This window comes from Ruegeria sp. BG7 (assembly GCF_056535685.1).
In genome coordinates this window covers 1,153,732-1,168,899 of sequence record NZ_JBQFIU010000001.1, presented here as the reverse complement: position 1 = coordinate 1,168,899, position 15,168 = coordinate 1,153,732, and the positions used below count along the sequence as shown (strand labels likewise).

The window sequence follows — 15,168 nt, the reverse complement described above, 5'->3', positions numbered from 1 at the left end:
TTACCCGCCCGGCGGAGGAATTGGCATGGCGTTATTTGACGATTTTTTCGTCTTTTACGAACATGTTGGCCCAAGCGCGGTCGATCAGTTCGGGGCTCATCTGATAGGGGATGCCTTCGAACTCGCAGATCGAGATCATCTGATCGATCAGGAAGATCGGTTGATAGTTGGCGTAGATGTTGTTGATGGTCGGGTATTTGACCTTCAGCAGATGCACCAGCGCTGCCTCATCCAGCGGCATTCCGCGTTTGCGGGCCACCATGGCAAAGATTTTCAGGAAGTTTTCCTGGTTCGGACCGTCGATTTTGATTTTGAAGAAGATCCGGCGCAACGCCGCTTGGTCGAAGATCTCGTTCGGGTGGAAGTTGGTCGAGAAGATGACCAGCGTGTCAAACGGCACTTCGAATTTCTCACCCGATTGCAGGCCAAGGATATCCTTGTTCTCTTCCAGCGGAACGATCCAACGGTTCACCAGCGCCTGTGGTGGTTCGGCCTGACGGCCAAGGTCATCCACGATGAAGATGCCGCCGGTCGATTTCAGCTGCAGTGGGGCCTGATATGTGCGCGCAGTCGGGTTGTAGACTAGATCCAGCATGCTCAGCGACAGTTCACCACCGGTCACAACGGTGGGTCGTTCACATTGGACGTAGCGCGAATCAAATCGTTTGCGGCGACGCAGGCTGTTGGGGTCGTCTGGCTCTTGCTCGATCGCAGTGTGTACGATCGGATCATAGACGGTGATCACCTGACCGGCATATTCGATGGCGTAAGGCACATAGACGTTGTCCCCAAGCGCGTCGCGGATACCGTTCGAAATCGAGGATTTACCGTTACCCGGAGGGCCGTACATAAGGATCGACCGGCCCGCGCTGACCGCAGGGCCCAAGTGGTCCAGCAGACTGTCGGGCAGAACCAGATGACCCATTGCACCAACCAGTTGCTCTCGGGTGACTTGGATGTTGCGGATAGACTGGCGTTTGACCTGCTCGCGATACACGTCCAGCGGAACAGGCATTGCGCCGAAATACTCTGATTGGCTGAGCGCGTCCAATGCACGGGCCTTGCCGGCATCGGTCAGCTGATACCCCATCTCGTTACCACTGTTGGCATTCAGCGTTCCGGTCGCTTCCAGCAGCTTCTGTTCACGTGCTATGTCGACCAATTCTTGCGTTACGGAACCGGGCAGACAGATGGCCGCTGCGATTTCGGAAACTGTGCTGGCATTTTTGCGGAAGACGGTTTTCAGCAGGATGTCCCGCATCATCACCAGCGGAAGTCTCATTTCACCCAATCCCTTAGGGGTAGGGGGGGCCATAACTGTGGAAGTCTGCATATTCATGCGCGTTGCTCGTTCGTCAAATTGTCACGCCAAATGCCCGAATGGGGGCGGTTTGGAGAAAAAGTGACCCAGCTTTGTGGCGGGACAAAGGCAATCGCAAGGCGTGCTGATGATAGTTTACGATCCGAGAACAGTGCCCAAAATCAGATACATGGCCAAAGATCCGGCCAGAGCCAGCCCCATTGGAAACTGTTTGCCACGATCCCAACTTTCCCAATGCGGCGCTATGGCTCGCAGCGGTGTGTGCTTGGCTAACCGATGTGTAACAACAGCGGCCAGAATACAGGCCATCAGGATCAATACGATCACCCTGAAGTCGTCTGACCAAAGAAATGCTGATGCTGCCGCCATGAACTTGGCGTCACCAGCGCCCATGGCTCCTGCGGCATTCAGAACGATACCTAAAAGCAAAATCACAACGATATGAAGCAGTTGCCAGCCATATACCGGCAACGACACAGACAGAGGCCCCAGACTTCCGCTCAGCCATTCCGAGGACCAGGGTGGAAGCGCGATCAGACCAACCACCACAAAGACGAGCGCCAGCGCGTAAACTGCGTGGTTTTTGATCCGCATGTCACGCATATCGGTGAAGGCGACGTAAAAACAGATCGGCAGCACAAACGGCAAAAACCAAGCCGCGGCGGCTGCGGGGATGTGCATGTATCAGGTCCCTTCAAGCGCACGAAGCGAGCGGACCGCTTCGTCAAAATGCTGCGGATGCGTTGCGATCGCTTCGCGGAACAGGTTCTTGGCGGTGGTAACGTCGCCTTGCTTGACCGCTGAAATGGCCATCGTGTTCAACAGCCGTGCGCGTTCGATCTGGCTCATCGGAACGACCGGCAAGCTATAATTTCCCTGCGCCGACCGAGCGAGGACAAGATTGTTCTTGGCAGTGAACAAAGAACTGTCCTGACGGATAGCGTCAGTGAACAGGCGTTCGGCCTCGGCATATTGCCCACGGGTCAGTTTTGAATAACCCCAGTTGTTCATCACACTGCCTGGCCGAGTGGTCAGACCTACAGCGGTTTCATAAAAGTGATCTGCCCGCTTCCATTCTTTGCGTGAATCCGCAACCACTGCTTCAAGGCGGTACCGTTTGAAGGTTTCAAAGGTCGGTGGAACGGAATCCAGCACCGTCTTGGCTTGTGCCCAGTCGCCGTTGCGAACCAATGCGTCTGCGTATTCGACTTTGTCAGCGGCGTTCGTGCCCTTCATAGTCGTCACGCGTTTCCAGGCGGTGGCGGCTTCGGTCGTGCGTTTGGCCCGGCCCAGTGAAATAGCCAGTCCGCGCTGAAGATCAATCCGGTCAGGGTTCTTGCTCGCGGCACCATGGAAATAGGTCACAGCCTCATTGGGGTCTGCTGCGTTCAGAAGCACATCGTTCAAGTTTGTTTCGTCAATGACGTTCACCTCTTGAAAGGTGCGTTCAACCTTTTCCTCTTCGGTTTCCTTTGCACAGGCCGAAAGGATCAGACCGCTGATAATGACAGTCGGAATCAAGAATTGCTGGCGCATTTTTTGCGTCCTTTACTGCTCTTGCCTCAATTACTGGATCTTGCGGAGCGTAAATTGCCCATCGCCCTGCTGTTCCAGTGTGTATTCTTGTTCTTGAACAGTAGTATTAACAGGATTTTCCATTTTTGCGAGTGCTAAGCGCAGATTGTCTCGGATTGCGTCACTTTCGCCATTGTCCAAAGCAAACGCCCGTTGAAACACCTGTGCGGCCTCGGGGTATTCCTGTTTTTCCATCAGCAGAACGCCCAGATTGTTCCAGGCAACCGGCCAGTCAGGATCGTCCTCAACGGCGCGGCGCAGCAGCGTTTCAGCCTGGCCCAGTCGTCGCAAGCCAAGATTGGCTGTACCCAGAGACGTCAGGATCTGAGTTGTCATACCCTGATCCAAAGCCGCGCGGGAAAAGGATTCCAATGCCAGTTCATATTCTCCGGCGGCCATTAACCTGTTGCCAACCGTTATGCTGTCTTCTGCTTGGGCATTGTGATCAACACCCGGTGCATCCAGACCGTTCGATGACGGCCCTTCCGTGCAGGAAGCCACCACAGCGCAAACTGTGGTGGCCCAGAGTATTCGGCGAACCCCGAGAGGGAAGCACCTGAATTCAGCTTTCATAGGGTTCTATCCGCCCGCGCGTCCAAAACTCGAAATGACCCTTACCGACGGACCAATCAGAATAATCAGCAGCGGCGGTACGGTCAGCATCATTGTGACAAGAGTCATCTTTGTCGGCAACTTGTTCGCAGCTTCTTCGGCGCGCATGACGCGCTTGTCACGCATCTCACCAGCGTAAACCCGCAGAGCTTCGGCAATGGATGTACCAAAAGTCGCCGACTGGATCATCACAGTCACAAACGAGTTCACATCCTGCACACCACACCGCGTGCCGAAGTCACGTAGAACAGTGTCTTTGTCCTTACCGGCTTTCATCTCGTGGGCGACGATTTCGAACTCCTGCGCGATGTCGGGGTAGGAGGCGCTCATTTCGCTCGACACTCGAACGATGGCCTGATCCAGTGATTGTCCGGCTTCCACGCAAACCAGCATCAGGTCAAGCGTGTCAGGAAAGCCTGCGGTAATGGCCTCTTTCCGTTCTTCTACCCGACGCGTGATCCAATACTTGGGTGCGAAGTAACCAATCGCGCCTGGAACAAAGATCCGGATAATCATCTGTTGGCCGGTGAATTCCTGACCGCCGGAAAACACCGTAATCAAAAGAACTCCGACCAGGATACCAATAATACCCAGCGAAAACTGCGCGAAATGGAAGAAACGCACCGAGTCTTTCGACCGATAACCGGCCTGGCGCAGTTTCAGTTCAACGGCCGAGTATTCTTCTTCGTTTTTCGGCTCAAGGAACGTTGCAAATTTCTCAAGCTGCTCATTGCGGCTTGAGTTGCGAAGCCGTTCCTTTTTGTCCTTTGTTTGCTTTTTGGGGGCTGCGTTTGATCTTTGCAGTTTCTTCAACGGGTCTTCCGGCTGATTCATCATCAGAGAAACTGCCACGAGGATCATTATCAGACCCAGGATGCCGACAACGATAAGTGGCCCGAACTCGCCCAGATGCTGGGTCAACAGGTCATTGATGCTGGTCAGAAATTCCATGATGCGCCCTCAGACCTTGATGTTTGTGATGATCTTCATGACGATCAGGTTCAATGTCAGCATAATGGCGACAACGAAACAGGCGGGAATGAACCAGGGATGGTCCAATACGTCGTCATAATAGCCCGGGTCTTTGACCAGGATGAAAACCAAGCAGGCAAGCGGGAAGCCTGACAGAAACTTGCCGGACCACTGGGCCTCGGCGGTGATGGCCTTCACACGGCGGAAGAGGCGGAAGCGAGCCCGGATCACTTGGGCGAGGCCGGCCAGAATTTCAGCCAAGTTACCCCCTGATTGCTGCTGAATGCCAACAGCTACGGCCAAAAAGCGTAGATCCTGCATGTCCAAGCGCTCGGCCATATCTTTCAACGCCTCGCCAACGTCGCGGCCATAGGCGCATTCGTCTGCAATGACCCCAAATTCGGTGCCAAGCGGATCCTGGACTTCGTTTGAAACTACTTGAATGGTCGAAACAAATGGGTTGCCGACGCGCAGCGAGCGGACCATCAGTTCAACCGCGTCAGGCAGTTGTTCTTCGATCATACTCATACGTTTCTTGGCCTTGTGATTGACCCACGCGTAAACGCCGCCGATACCAATCGCGATCGAGATTGCTGCCCGCAGCGCGGTATCTGTGGCTGTACCGATGCTCAGCCCGACAAAAGCGACGCCGGACACCAAAGCCATGATCATGATCAACTGGCGAGGTGAAAATGCAATCGCCGCCTTCTGAGCCTTGTCCGCGAGCAGGGAGTACAAGGGGATGCTTTGCGATTTCATATGCTGCTGCATTTCTTTGCGCAGCTGTTCCAGCACCTGTTCGCGACCAGCACCCTTTTCCAACATGTCCAGGCGGCGATTTACTCGGCTGTTCAGGCTGATGGACTTGCCAAAGGCGACAAGATAAATCCCTTCAACCAGGGCAAGAACCCCCACAAAGATGGCGACATAAATGATCGCCTCCATAGGCAATTGCATACCCGGTTCTCCTACATTGTGGTTGGGTCGTAGATCGACGCAGGCAGATCAAAGCCCCATAGACGGAAGCGTTCCGAATAGTGGCTGCGCACGCCGGTTGCGGTGAAATGCCCGATGATCTTGTTGTCGGGTGTCAGGCCAACGCGTTGAAAACGAAAGATTTCCTGCATCGAAATCACATCGCCTTCCATGCCCGTAATCTCGGTGATTGAGGTCATGCGTCGCGAACCGTCCTGCAGACGGCTTGCCTGTACGATCAAGTTCACAGCGGACGAAATCTGGCTGCGGACGGCCTTGATCGGCATTTCGATCCCGGCCATGGCGATCATGTTTTCCAGACGCGAAATCCCGTCACGGGCCGAGTTGGCGTGGATCGTGGTCATTGATCCATCGTGTCCGGTGTTCATCGCCTGCAACATGTCGATCACTTCCGCGCCACGCGTCTCACCCACGATGATGCGGTCAGGGCGCATACGCAGGGCGTTTTTCAGACAGTCGCGCGGGCTGACTTCGCCTTTGCCTTCCACGTTGGGCGGGCGGCTTTCCATCCGACCCACATGAGTCTGTTGCAGCTGAAGTTCTGCCGTATCCTCGATGGTCAGAATACGCTCGGCATCATCGATAAAACTGGAAAGCGCGTTCAGCGTCGTGGTTTTACCCGAACCGGTACCGCCGGAAACAATCACGTTCAGGCGGGTTGACACTGCGGCTTGCAAATATGCGGCCATTTCTTCGGTGAACGCGCCGAAATTGACCAGATCGTCGATGCCAAGCTTGTCTTTCTTGAACTTACGAATCGAAACCAGCGATCCATCCACGGCAATTGGTGGAACCATGGCGTTAAAACGCGATCCATCCGCCAGTCGGGCGTCAACGTAAGGGTTTGATTCGTCGACACGACGGCCCACAGCGGACACGATCTTGTCGATGATCCGCATCAGGTGTTTTTCGTCCTTGAACGTAATGTCGCTGAGTTCCAGCTTACCGGCGCGTTCCACGAAAATCTGTTGGGGGCCGTTCACCAGAATATCGTTGACCGTATCGTCCTGCAGCAGAGTTTCGAGCGGGCCGAGGCCCGTCACCTCGTCATATAGTTCCTTGTTCAACTGCGACCGGTCTTCGCGGTTCAGAACAATATTCCTGGTTTCCAGCACCTCACTGGCAATTGCGCTGATTTCAGCACGCAATTCAGCTTCGCCCGCGTTTTCCAACGCGGCAAGGTTCAGGTTCTCCAGCAGTTCCCGGTGCAGTTCGATTTTGATCTCGCCCAGCCGTTCCTTGCGTTTGCGATCACGATCAGAACCCGCAACCTCGCCGGGTTTCTTCTTTTGGGGTTTGCGTGCAACCGCAGTCGTAGTCGCGGGGGCCTCTGCAACGGGCGCTGCCGGCTCGGCAGTTTGTGCCGGCGTTTTCACGGGCTGTGCAGCGGACGGTTTTTTATATCTTGAAAACACGGCAGGTACCTCTTTGGTAAGTTGTTACGCAGCTTCTTCGGCGCTGCTGCTACCAAGGCTGTGAAGCGATTTCGCCAGTTTCGCGATTTCCCGGCGCAATGGATTTTTGGCGGCCGAGTTTGCCAGCGGGAGACCGTGGTCACCGCTTTGCATGACTGGTTTGCCCCCGTCGGGCAATTGCAGATCAATTGAGATACCAAGGCTTTCGCCCATACGCTTTACCCGGCTCTTACCGTTGAGATCGGTAAACTTGGGCGCGCGGTTCAGCGCAAAGCGCAGTTTGTTGAACGGCAGCTCTTCTGCTTGCAAGGCGCGTTTCAAACGCAATGCATTCTGAGCGGAACGCATGTCCAGTTCGATCATAGCGAAGTACACATGTGCTGCCTGCAACACAGTTTCTGACCACAGGACCAGCGTTTTGGGCATATCTACGATGACATAGTCAAAATGCGCACGGGCCATGTCGATGACACGCTGAATATCGTCTGGCGTAATCAGATCCAATGGCACCATATCGGACGGCGCTGTCAGTACTTGCAGCTTTTCTTCATATGTTTGAAGGGCTTGCGAAAAAACTTCGTTGTCCATCGACTCTGTGTCTGACAACATCTCAAAGACCGTTTCGCGCCGCGGAAGGTCCAGATAGGTGGACACGGTCCCGTACTGCAGATCCAGATCGATTAGGCAAACAGACGGTGCATCTTTGTCCGACGCGCAGGCAAGCTCCCAGGCCAGGTTGACGGCCATAGTGGTCGCGCCCACACCGCCAGCCAGTCCGTGTACAACGAACAACGCCCCCTCTTTTGAGTCCCCTTTGGCCAAAGGCACTGCGGCGGCCTGTGCGACTGCGACTGGGTCGGGCTGCTTCATGCGCTCAATCGCTTCCTGCAATTCACCTTCCGGAAGTGGGTAGGGGACGAATTCGTCAGCGCCCTTACGCAGCAGTTGATGCAGCGAGGCGGGAGTTACATCCTCGGCGATCAGGACAACTTTGATCTTCTTTTCCTTGGCCTGGGTGATGATCTCACCCATCAGCGAGAGATTGTCCTCATCCTCTCCGTCGATAGCCAATGCCACAAATTCAAGAGTTTCAGCTTCTGGTTGGCTGAAAAAGGCCAGCGCCTCGGCAAAGCCCAGATCACCCCAACGCTCTCCAAGAATGGCCTCCATGTCTTCGATCAAAAGGTCGAAATTCTGGACATCCCGGCTTATGGTGCAGGCCAAAATTGCTGAATTGTCATCTTGCGGCGTCGCGCTGGTCATAAACACTATCCTCGTCGTGAGGGCTCAGCATGTCATATGAACGAAATCCGCCAGATTGATGTGCTGTCGCCCCAATACGGTCAAATTTGGCCGCAGGTCACCCTATTGTTCACAATGTTGCTTTGAAGTTGGGCGAGAATTGGGCGCAAAAGAACCAATTGTAGGGAAATGGGCGACGATGCCGCCCATTTCGAGTGAATTATCCACCTTCACCGTCTTCTGCAGTCACGTCTTCGACCAAGCTTCTTGCGGTCGCGCTTTCTACATACTCGCGGTAAATGACTTCGGCGTATTTACCGTCCAGAAGCTGTCGGTTGCCATCAACAAAGCCCGAAACTTCTGTCACAGTCCGGCGGTTACGGCGATCACGTTCCTGGGTGGCGATCAAAGGCTGAGCCTTGCCAAAGGACACGACGGCTTCCAAGCGGGATCGTGAAATCCCTTGCCGTTCAAGGAAGCTCACGACGGCCTGAGCCCGGCGCATACCCAGACTTTTGTTGTAGCTGGTCGAGCCTACGGCGTCGGTGTGACCATAGACTCGGAACCGGGCTTCGGGGAACTGTTTGATCCAGTCGGCCTGTTGCAACAGAATCCGCTGGGCGGATGCGTCCAGTTGTGAGCTATTAAAGGCAAAGTTCACTTGGCTTGGTACATCCGCAGCAAATCGACGGCTGAGGATCTGGGCGTATGTCAGTTCGCCGTTCTGAACCTGGATATTGTTCAATGTCGCGTTTCCGAAGGTTCCAGCATCGATCTCGTATCCTGCTTCACGCGTACATGCGGCAACAGCGACCGTAAGACCCAGTGTGATTATCCACTTCTGCATTGGTCCGATCCTCCTGATCAATCTAGGACATAGCCGTAGGAGCTACCGAAGTCCTGACGGGCAACCTCGGATGCGCCTCCAGCTCCGGCACGCTGTGTGCGCGCAACTTGGCCGTTAACGAACAGGTCAAATTCGCTGGGCGGTTTGACCCGGTCGGTTGGAAGCGCCAGTGCTTCGCCGCGTGTAGGCGTGACCAAGTGCGCAGTGATGATGACCACAAGCTCGCTCTGCTCGCGCCGATAGTCGGCGCTGCGGAACAGGGCGCCCAGTATCGGGACATCACCCAGCCACGGAACTTGGTTACTTAGATCCGCAAAGTCGTCTTGGATCAGACCCGCAATGGCAAAGCTCTCACCGTCACGCAGTTCAATCGTGGTTTTTGCGCGGCGCGTGATGAAGCTAGGAACCGAGTCACCGTTGATGGTGAAGTCCGAGCTGCTATCGATGCTTGAGACCGCAGTGGCCATTTCCAGGTTGATCAGGTCGCCATCCACCACGCGGGGGATAAAGTCCATCTCAACACCGAAGGGTTTAAACTCGATGGTCACCACACCTTCTTCCTGCGGGACCGGAATTGGAACCTCACCACCGGCGAGGAAGGATGCCTCTTGCCCAGACAGGGCCGACAGGTTGGGTTCCGCCAGGCTGCGGGCAAGACCTTTGGTTTCAAGGGCTTCCAGCAACAGACGAACCTGTGTCGAGCCTGCGCCAAAGCCAAACAGAATCGCACCGGTGTTCGCCTGAAGTGCCGGAATGTTGTTGTTCAAGGCGTTTGTCAGAGCGAACTGGTTGTTGAGCGTATTGAAGCCACCAGTCGTGTCGCCACCGCCAAATCCAAGTGAAGCTGTAAGACTTTTCGCCACAGACCGGTTCATTTCTGCAAACCGAACCTTCAGCATTACCTGCTGAACGCCACCGACCGACATCAGATTCGAGACGCGTTCTGGTGCGTAGCGTTCGGCCAGTTCCAGAGCACGCGCCAGTTTGGCCGAGCCTGAAACTGTCCCGGACAAGACGATGCCGTCATTTGCTGTCCGAACTTCAATGGGTTCATCCGGCAGAATCTGACGCAAGCGTTCTTTAAACTCTGTAACATCTGGTGAAACACGTACGCGCACGTTGGCCAGCAAGTTGCCGGCCCCGTCAAACAGCGTCAGTGTCGTTAGGCCAGGGGCCTTGCCCAGAACATAAATTGTCCGGTCCGACAACGACGAGATGTCCGCGATGCCCGCATTTGCAATGCTGAGCTCTGCAAAGGGTTGCTCGCTTTCAACGACGATTGCGCGGTTCATAGGGACATCCAGCGTTTCCACTGTACCCTTTTTTACCACGCGCAAAGTTTCAGCCCAGGCGGCGTCGCCAACCGGACTAACAACAAGCGACAACCCCAGCAGGGTTGCGCTGATCCAGGAACGTATTGTCATGTGACCTGCCTCTCCGATCACGCCTCGTTTTTTTGGGTCTTATGCCCTATAGGTAAACAGACTGCGCGAATTCCAAATTTATTGCAATAATCAATGGTTTCTGGATTGTTCCTTATGTGGAGAATTGGCAACAATCATAAAAAAAGAACCGCACCCAAGGTGCGGCTCTGATCTTGTAAGGTTCTGAATTGGCGTCAGTTTGTGCAGGGAATTGGCACGTTGACGATCTCACCGCCGCGCCTGATGCGGGTTGTGCAAACCTCTTCAACTTTTTTTTCTGGTTCCGGAGCAGCAGCTTGAATACCAAGCAACGTGCGCTGGTCGACTTCAATCGTTGACGCGACAGATTCATCGGCGACACCAACAAGTGCCAAAGACAGTCGTCCAGAGTTCTGGGCTTGCGCCAGTGCTGCAACCTGCTGAGGTGTTGCTGCAACTGTGACCGTTCGGGCGATTGTCGTGCTGGTTACGTCGGAACCTGCTGTCTGGTCGACTGCGATCAGCTGTACATTGGCTTCGATCAATCTGGTAATCCCACCATTGCTACTTCCTTCAAGGGTGCCGCTGGTGCCGGTCCAGTAAATGTCAACATTGTCACCTGGACGCAAAAAGCCCGAAACACCCGAGGCAACGTCAACACTGATTGCGAATGCCCGCATTCCCTTTTCCAAGCGTGAAGTCAGCCCCGCCTTTTCACCGGGCTCGGTGATTTTGACAGCCATGATTGCTTCGTCTTTTTCCATCGTTCTCAGCACGAAACGCTCAGTGGGGCCACTTTCAGGGAACAATGCGGTGAGCTCCGAGAACGTGCCTTCCGGAATCGCGTTTTCCGGCCAATCCACAGCACGGATGTCTTCTTGGGTCAGACGTTCGCCATATCTCAGTGCGCGTTTCGAGACAAAGACAGTTACCGTTGGAATCACCTCGACCTGGGCGTTGGCCAGAGCTTCTTCTGCGGCCAGCCTTTGACGCGCCAGCTCGTTCTGGTAGGCCGAGATATAGTTGCGCGCCATATAGACTGCGCCACCGGCCAGAGCTACGCCGACAATCAGGACAAGTCCGAATACCGCTCGCATGCGAGTACCTCTTTATTTTGTTTGGTCGAACACTAAACGGCCAATAGGTCGCTTTGAAACAGCCTAATTCTTAAAAGCAAATTGTGTCGAAATGTGGGACAAATATGTCTGTTTGTCAGTTTCTACGCCAAAATTCGTACAATTTTCTGCTCGGGATATTGGGCTATAGGAGCGAACTTGGTTCGCAGTGTACGCAAAAAAAAACGCCACGTCCCAAAGGACGTCGCGTTTTTTTAGCACGCCGATAACCCTATCCAGCTTAGGCAGGTGCAGGCAAGATGCGACCGGGCTTAGCCTCCGCCGCCTGCCGTGCCTTCTGTCACAATACCGCCGGGCGCGCTATTCGAGCCGGTGCTGACAACGGCAGCGTTCATGGCTTCGTTGGCATTGCCGCCGAGGCTGTCAACGCTGGAGCTAATCACAAGGTAAGTCGCGCCAGACAATCCAATGAGCACTGCCGTCAGCACCACCCAGTCAACTGTCACCGCTCCTGCTTCGTCCGACTTGAATCGGTCAAGGAACCTGAACATGTCTGTGTCTCCAATTTCTTTTCACAGTGTTTGCAATAGTTTTGACAAAAATGATTGCGCGGGAATGGCGGAAATTGGGCGAAACGTAGGTTTTATTGGCTTGAATTTGGGCAGATTTCTTTTTTGCTCTGGCCTTCATCAGGCAGGTGGTGGTTATCGCTCAGAGTTTCCTGGTCCAACTCCAAGATTCAGTCTGCGTATCGTTGTGGCGGGACATGGGGTACGCGCATATCACCTTAAATGAAAAAGGCCGCGCCAATGCGGCGCGGCCTCTGAATTCTGCTAGGTTAAAAGCTTAGTTGCTTTTACCTTCGCTAGTGATACCACCGGAGGTGCTATTGCTACCGGTGCTCAGCGATGCGGCGTTCAGCGCTTCGTTCACGCCGGTTGCCAGGCCAGTGGCGCCATCTTCGATCTGCTGGTATGCAACTGCTGCCAGGCCGATGACTGCTGCGGTCAGAACAACCCAGTCAACTGTTACTGCGCCGTCTTCGTCTTTGCGGAAGTTCTTGATGAACTTGATCATGTTACGTCCCTCCTAAAGGATCTAAATAAGTCTAATGAACCTCGGCGTCTTCCAGAGCTTTCTCTCTCAGTCCGCTCCCGTCCGTCTCGGTATGCATCTATGTTTGCCTGTGGGGCGTGGCAGGAATTGGGCCAAACGCAGATTTTTTTCCGTGCAACTTAACTTTTTGGTTAGAAAATCTGTAACATATTGAAAATTAATAATTAAAAATTCGATTGGGTGAGTTCTTCCTATCATGGGCGGTGCAAAATTGCGTCAAATGAGGCGAAATTGCCCCATTTCGCTTTGTTTTTCTGGCCTTGCGCGAAGATTCGGGGTTCAAATCGCCTAAAAAGAAAACAAGAGGCAGGCAAATGAATCTCCGGACCGCACTCCAATGCGCCGGTGTACTGGCGTTTCTCGTATCGGGTGTCACATCTGTAGATGCGACCGAGGTTGAACCGCGCGGCGTGTACAAACGGATCAAGGCGCCCCAACCGGGGCAGCGCCCTCGGGTGACTGTACAGATTACTGCAGAAGAACATGCGACGCAGCCCTCAGCACCCAGTACAGGGGCTGAGATTTCGGTGCCGGACGTTATTGCGCGCACCGAAGTTGCCCCGCCTGTTCAGCCGGACCTAAAACCCAAGCGTGATCCTAAAGGGTCGTACAAGGCGTTTTGGGACAGGATCTCGCCCGAGATCGCCCAAGGTGGGGCCGGGCGCCTGGATGCGGCTATTTCCGCCCTTGCTGCGACCAATGTCCGGTCGCCCCGCCTGCAAACACTCCAGAACATTGCGCAGCAGCAGGGCAAAGAGATTCTGCGTTCAACTGTTGGAACGAATGTTTCGCCCGCACTTGTCCTGGCAGTGATCTCGGTCGAGTCGGCAGGACGGGTAGATGCGATCAGTTCCGCAGGCGCGCAGGGCCTTATGCAGCTCATGCCCGCCACGGCAGCTCGTTTTGGTGTGAAAGACAGCCTTCAGCCAGACCAGAACATCGCCGGGGGTGTGAAATACCTCAATTGGCTGATGGAAGAGTTCGGGAATGATCCGATTCTGGTTTTGGCCGGGTATAACGCGGGTGAAGGGGCCGTGCGCAAACATAGTGGCGTTCCGCCTTACACTGAAACCCGCGACTACGTGCCCAAGGTTCTGGCGGCATTCCAGATCGCAAAGGCCTTGTGTGCCACGCCGCCCGATCTGATTTCTGACGGTTGCGTGTTCCAGACCTCAAACTGAATAAGGCCCGCCTTGATTCGGCGGACCTTTGTTCTTTTAAGAAACAAGTGTCGCTTGGGTCGAAGCGCGCATCTCGTCTTCGCTGACCCCATCGGCCAATTCGACGATCTTCAGCCCACCTTCGACCACATCCAGCACACCCAGATTGGTGATAATGCGATCGACCACGCCTTTACCTGTCAGGGGTAGGGTGCATTCTTTCAGTACCTTGCTGTCGCCGTGCTTGTTGGTGTGATCCATCACAACGATGACACGGCCGACACCAGCGACCAGGTCCATCGCGCCGCCCATGCCTTTCACCAGCTTGCCGGGAATCATCCAGTTTGCCAGGTCGCCTTTTTCATCCACTTCCATTGCGCCCAGGATCGCCGCAGCGATCTTGCCGCCACGGATCATGGCAAAGGATGTGGCGCTGTCGAAATAGGCGGTGCGGGAAAGTTCCGTGATCGTCTGTTTGCCCGCATTGATCAGGTCCGGGTCTTCTTCGCCTTCAAACGGGAAGGGGCCCATGCCCAGCATGCCGTTTTCGGATTGCAGGGTGATGTCCTTGTCACCCACATAGTTCGCCACCAGCGTCGGGATCCCGATGCCGAGGTTCACATACATGCCGTCTTCCAGTTCCTCTGCCGCGCGCGCGGCCATCTGATTGCGGTCCCAGGGCATTATGCGTCCTCCTTCTTGCGGGTGGTTCGTTGTTCGATGCGCTTTTCGTGATCGCCCTGAATGATGCGATGCACATAGATGCCGGGCAGGTGAATTGAGTCCGGATCCAATGAGCCGCGCGGAACGATCTCTTCTACTTCGGCCACGCAAATTTTACCGCAGGTCGCCGCGGGCACATTGAAATTTCGGGCGGTCTTGCGGAACACGAGGTTTCCGGTGTCATCCGCCTTCCACGCCTTGACGATGGCCAAATCGGCGAAGATGCCTTCTTCAAGGATGTAGGTCTCGCCGTTGAAGTCTTTGTGTTCCTTGCCATCGGCGATAACGGTGCCCACACCGGTTTTGGTGTAAAAGCCCGGAATACCAGCGCCGCCGGCGCGCATCCGTTCAGCCAGAGTACCTTGCGGGTTAAATTCCAGTTCCAACTCACCGCTCAGATACTGGCGCATGAATTCTGCATTTTCGCCGACATATGAGCTGATCATCTTTTTGACCTGCTTGGTCTGCAGCAGGATGCCGATTCCGAAATCGTCCACACCGGCATTGTTCGATGCAAAGCTCAGGTCTTTGACGCCCGAATCCTTGATGGCCTCAAGCAACAACTCCGGTATGCCGCACAGGCCAAACCCGCCTGCGGCAATCAGCATGCCATCCGACAGCACTCCGTCGAGCGCTTCAGAGGCATTGGCATAGACTTTCTTCATGGAAAACTCCCCCAATGACATGGTGATGGGCAGGTTGTGCCGCCA

At 54.7% G+C, this 15,168-nt stretch carries 16 protein-coding genes; 1 reads left to right on the top strand and 15 read right to left on the bottom strand.

Features of this window, described 5'->3' with window-relative positions:
- Positions 1-31: 31 nt before the first annotated feature.
- From ACR3EH_RS05785 to ACR3EH_RS05725, 13 genes are all read right to left on the bottom strand, one after another.
- A complete protein-coding gene (locus ACR3EH_RS05785) occupies positions 32-1,339 on the bottom strand; it encodes an ATPase (RefSeq protein ID WP_171186893.1) in 1,308 nt (435 codons plus the stop codon).
- A gap of 117 nt (positions 1,340-1,456) precedes the next feature.
- Entirely contained in the window at positions 1,457-2,002 is a 546-nt protein-coding gene (locus ACR3EH_RS05780) for a prepilin peptidase (RefSeq protein ID WP_171186891.1), read from the bottom strand.
- Positions 2,003-2,005: 3 nt separating this feature from the next.
- Positions 2,006-2,857 (bottom strand): tetratricopeptide repeat protein, encoded by an 852-nt coding sequence (locus tag ACR3EH_RS05775; protein WP_171186889.1) that lies wholly within the window; start codon positions 2,855-2,857, stop codon positions 2,006-2,008.
- A 30-nt stretch (positions 2,858-2,887) separates the two neighbouring features.
- Complete coding sequence (locus ACR3EH_RS05770) at positions 2,888-3,469, bottom strand: tetratricopeptide repeat protein (RefSeq protein WP_171186887.1); 582 nt, start codon at positions 3,467-3,469, stop codon at positions 2,888-2,890.
- Positions 3,470-3,475: 6 nt separating this feature from the next.
- Positions 3,476-4,459, bottom strand: a complete 984-nt coding sequence (locus tag ACR3EH_RS05765) for a type II secretion system F family protein (protein ID WP_171186886.1) — start codon at positions 4,457-4,459, stop codon at positions 3,476-3,478.
- Between the two features lie 9 nt (positions 4,460-4,468).
- On the bottom strand, positions 4,469-5,437 hold the full coding sequence (locus ACR3EH_RS05760) for a type II secretion system F family protein (RefSeq protein WP_171186884.1): 969 nt from the start codon (positions 5,435-5,437) through the stop codon (positions 4,469-4,471).
- Between the two features lie 11 nt (positions 5,438-5,448).
- Positions 5,449-6,891: a TadA family conjugal transfer-associated ATPase gene (locus ACR3EH_RS05755; protein ID WP_171094170.1), complete on the bottom strand. Its 1,443-nt coding sequence runs from the start codon at positions 6,889-6,891 to the stop codon at positions 5,449-5,451.
- A 24-nt stretch (positions 6,892-6,915) separates the two neighbouring features.
- On the bottom strand, positions 6,916-8,154 hold the full coding sequence (locus tag ACR3EH_RS05750; RefSeq protein WP_171186882.1) for a CpaE/TadZ family protein: 1,239 nt from the start codon (positions 8,152-8,154) through the stop codon (positions 6,916-6,918).
- Positions 8,155-8,353: 199 nt separating this feature from the next.
- Positions 8,354-8,980 carry an OmpA family protein gene (locus tag ACR3EH_RS05745; RefSeq protein ID WP_171186880.1) on the bottom strand — a complete coding sequence of 209 codons (627 nt, stop codon included), beginning with the start codon at positions 8,978-8,980 and terminating at the stop codon, positions 8,354-8,356.
- Between the two features lie 17 nt (positions 8,981-8,997).
- Entirely contained in the window at positions 8,998-10,404 is a 1,407-nt protein-coding gene (locus tag ACR3EH_RS05740; RefSeq protein WP_171186879.1) for a type II and III secretion system protein family protein, read from the bottom strand.
- Positions 10,405-10,598: 194 nt separating this feature from the next.
- On the bottom strand, positions 10,599-11,480 hold the full coding sequence (gene cpaB, locus ACR3EH_RS05735) for a Flp pilus assembly protein CpaB (RefSeq protein WP_171186877.1): 882 nt from the start codon (positions 11,478-11,480) through the stop codon (positions 10,599-10,601).
- 290 nt (positions 11,481-11,770) lie between these two features.
- Positions 11,771-12,010 (bottom strand): hypothetical protein, encoded by a 240-nt coding sequence (locus ACR3EH_RS05730; protein WP_171186689.1) that lies wholly within the window; start codon positions 12,008-12,010, stop codon positions 11,771-11,773.
- A gap of 295 nt (positions 12,011-12,305) precedes the next feature.
- On the bottom strand, positions 12,306-12,536 hold the full coding sequence (locus tag ACR3EH_RS05725) for a Flp family type IVb pilin (RefSeq protein ID WP_171186875.1): 231 nt from the start codon (positions 12,534-12,536) through the stop codon (positions 12,306-12,308).
- 353 nt (positions 12,537-12,889) lie between these two features.
- Here ACR3EH_RS05725 and ACR3EH_RS05720 point away from each other — a divergent pair, with 353 nt between their 5' ends.
- Positions 12,890-13,756, top strand: a complete 867-nt coding sequence (locus tag ACR3EH_RS05720; RefSeq protein WP_171186873.1) for a lytic transglycosylase domain-containing protein — start codon at positions 12,890-12,892, stop codon at positions 13,754-13,756.
- 36 nt (positions 13,757-13,792) lie between these two features.
- Here the strand turns inward: ACR3EH_RS05720 and ACR3EH_RS05715 are convergent, their stop codons facing one another.
- Together ACR3EH_RS05715 and ACR3EH_RS05710 are read right to left on the bottom strand one after the other, a co-directional pair.
- The gene (locus ACR3EH_RS05715; RefSeq protein WP_171186871.1) at positions 13,793-14,419 is read right to left on the bottom strand and encodes a CoA transferase subunit B; all 627 of its coding nucleotides are present in this window, start codon (positions 14,417-14,419) and stop codon (positions 13,793-13,795) included.
- The gene (locus tag ACR3EH_RS05710) at positions 14,419-15,123 is read right to left on the bottom strand and encodes a CoA transferase subunit A (protein ID WP_171094159.1); all 705 of its coding nucleotides are present in this window, start codon (positions 15,121-15,123) and stop codon (positions 14,419-14,421) included. Before ACR3EH_RS05710 ends, ACR3EH_RS05715 begins: the two co-directional genes overlap by 1 nt.
- Between the last annotated feature and the right edge of the window lie 45 nt (positions 15,124-15,168).

Coding starts and splice junctions, on each gene's coding strand:
- ACR3EH_RS05785 (WP_171186893.1), bottom strand. CDS start 1,339: ATGAATATGCAGACTTCCACAGTTATGGCCCCCCCTACCCCTAAGGGA.
- ACR3EH_RS05780 (WP_171186891.1), bottom strand. CDS start 2,002: ATGCACATCCCCGCAGCCGCCGCGGCTTGGTTTTTGCCGTTTGTGCTG.
- ACR3EH_RS05775 (WP_171186889.1), bottom strand. CDS start 2,857: ATGCGCCAGCAATTCTTGATTCCGACTGTCATTATCAGCGGTCTGATC.
- ACR3EH_RS05770 (WP_171186887.1), bottom strand. CDS start 3,469: ATGAAAGCTGAATTCAGGTGCTTCCCTCTCGGGGTTCGCCGAATACTC.
- ACR3EH_RS05765 (WP_171186886.1), bottom strand. CDS start 4,459: ATGGAATTTCTGACCAGCATCAATGACCTGTTGACCCAGCATCTGGGC.
- ACR3EH_RS05760 (WP_171186884.1), bottom strand. CDS start 5,437: ATGCAATTGCCTATGGAGGCGATCATTTATGTCGCCATCTTTGTGGGG.
- ACR3EH_RS05750 (WP_171186882.1), bottom strand. CDS start 8,154: ATGACCAGCGCGACGCCGCAAGATGACAATTCAGCAATTTTGGCCTGC.
- ACR3EH_RS05745 (WP_171186880.1), bottom strand. CDS start 8,980: ATGCAGAAGTGGATAATCACACTGGGTCTTACGGTCGCTGTTGCCGCA.
- ACR3EH_RS05740 (WP_171186879.1), bottom strand. CDS start 10,404: ATGACAATACGTTCCTGGATCAGCGCAACCCTGCTGGGGTTGTCGCTT.
- cpaB (WP_171186877.1), bottom strand. CDS start 11,480: ATGCGAGCGGTATTCGGACTTGTCCTGATTGTCGGCGTAGCTCTGGCC.
- ACR3EH_RS05730 (WP_171186689.1), bottom strand. CDS start 12,010: ATGTTCAGGTTCCTTGACCGATTCAAGTCGGACGAAGCAGGAGCGGTG.
- ACR3EH_RS05725 (WP_171186875.1), bottom strand. CDS start 12,536: ATGATCAAGTTCATCAAGAACTTCCGCAAAGACGAAGACGGCGCAGTA.
- ACR3EH_RS05720 (WP_171186873.1), top strand. CDS start 12,890: ATGAATCTCCGGACCGCACTCCAATGCGCCGGTGTACTGGCGTTTCTC.
- ACR3EH_RS05715 (WP_171186871.1), bottom strand. CDS start 14,419: ATGCCCTGGGACCGCAATCAGATGGCCGCGCGCGCGGCAGAGGAACTG.
- ACR3EH_RS05710 (WP_171094159.1), bottom strand. CDS start 15,123: ATGAAGAAAGTCTATGCCAATGCCTCTGAAGCGCTCGACGGAGTGCTG.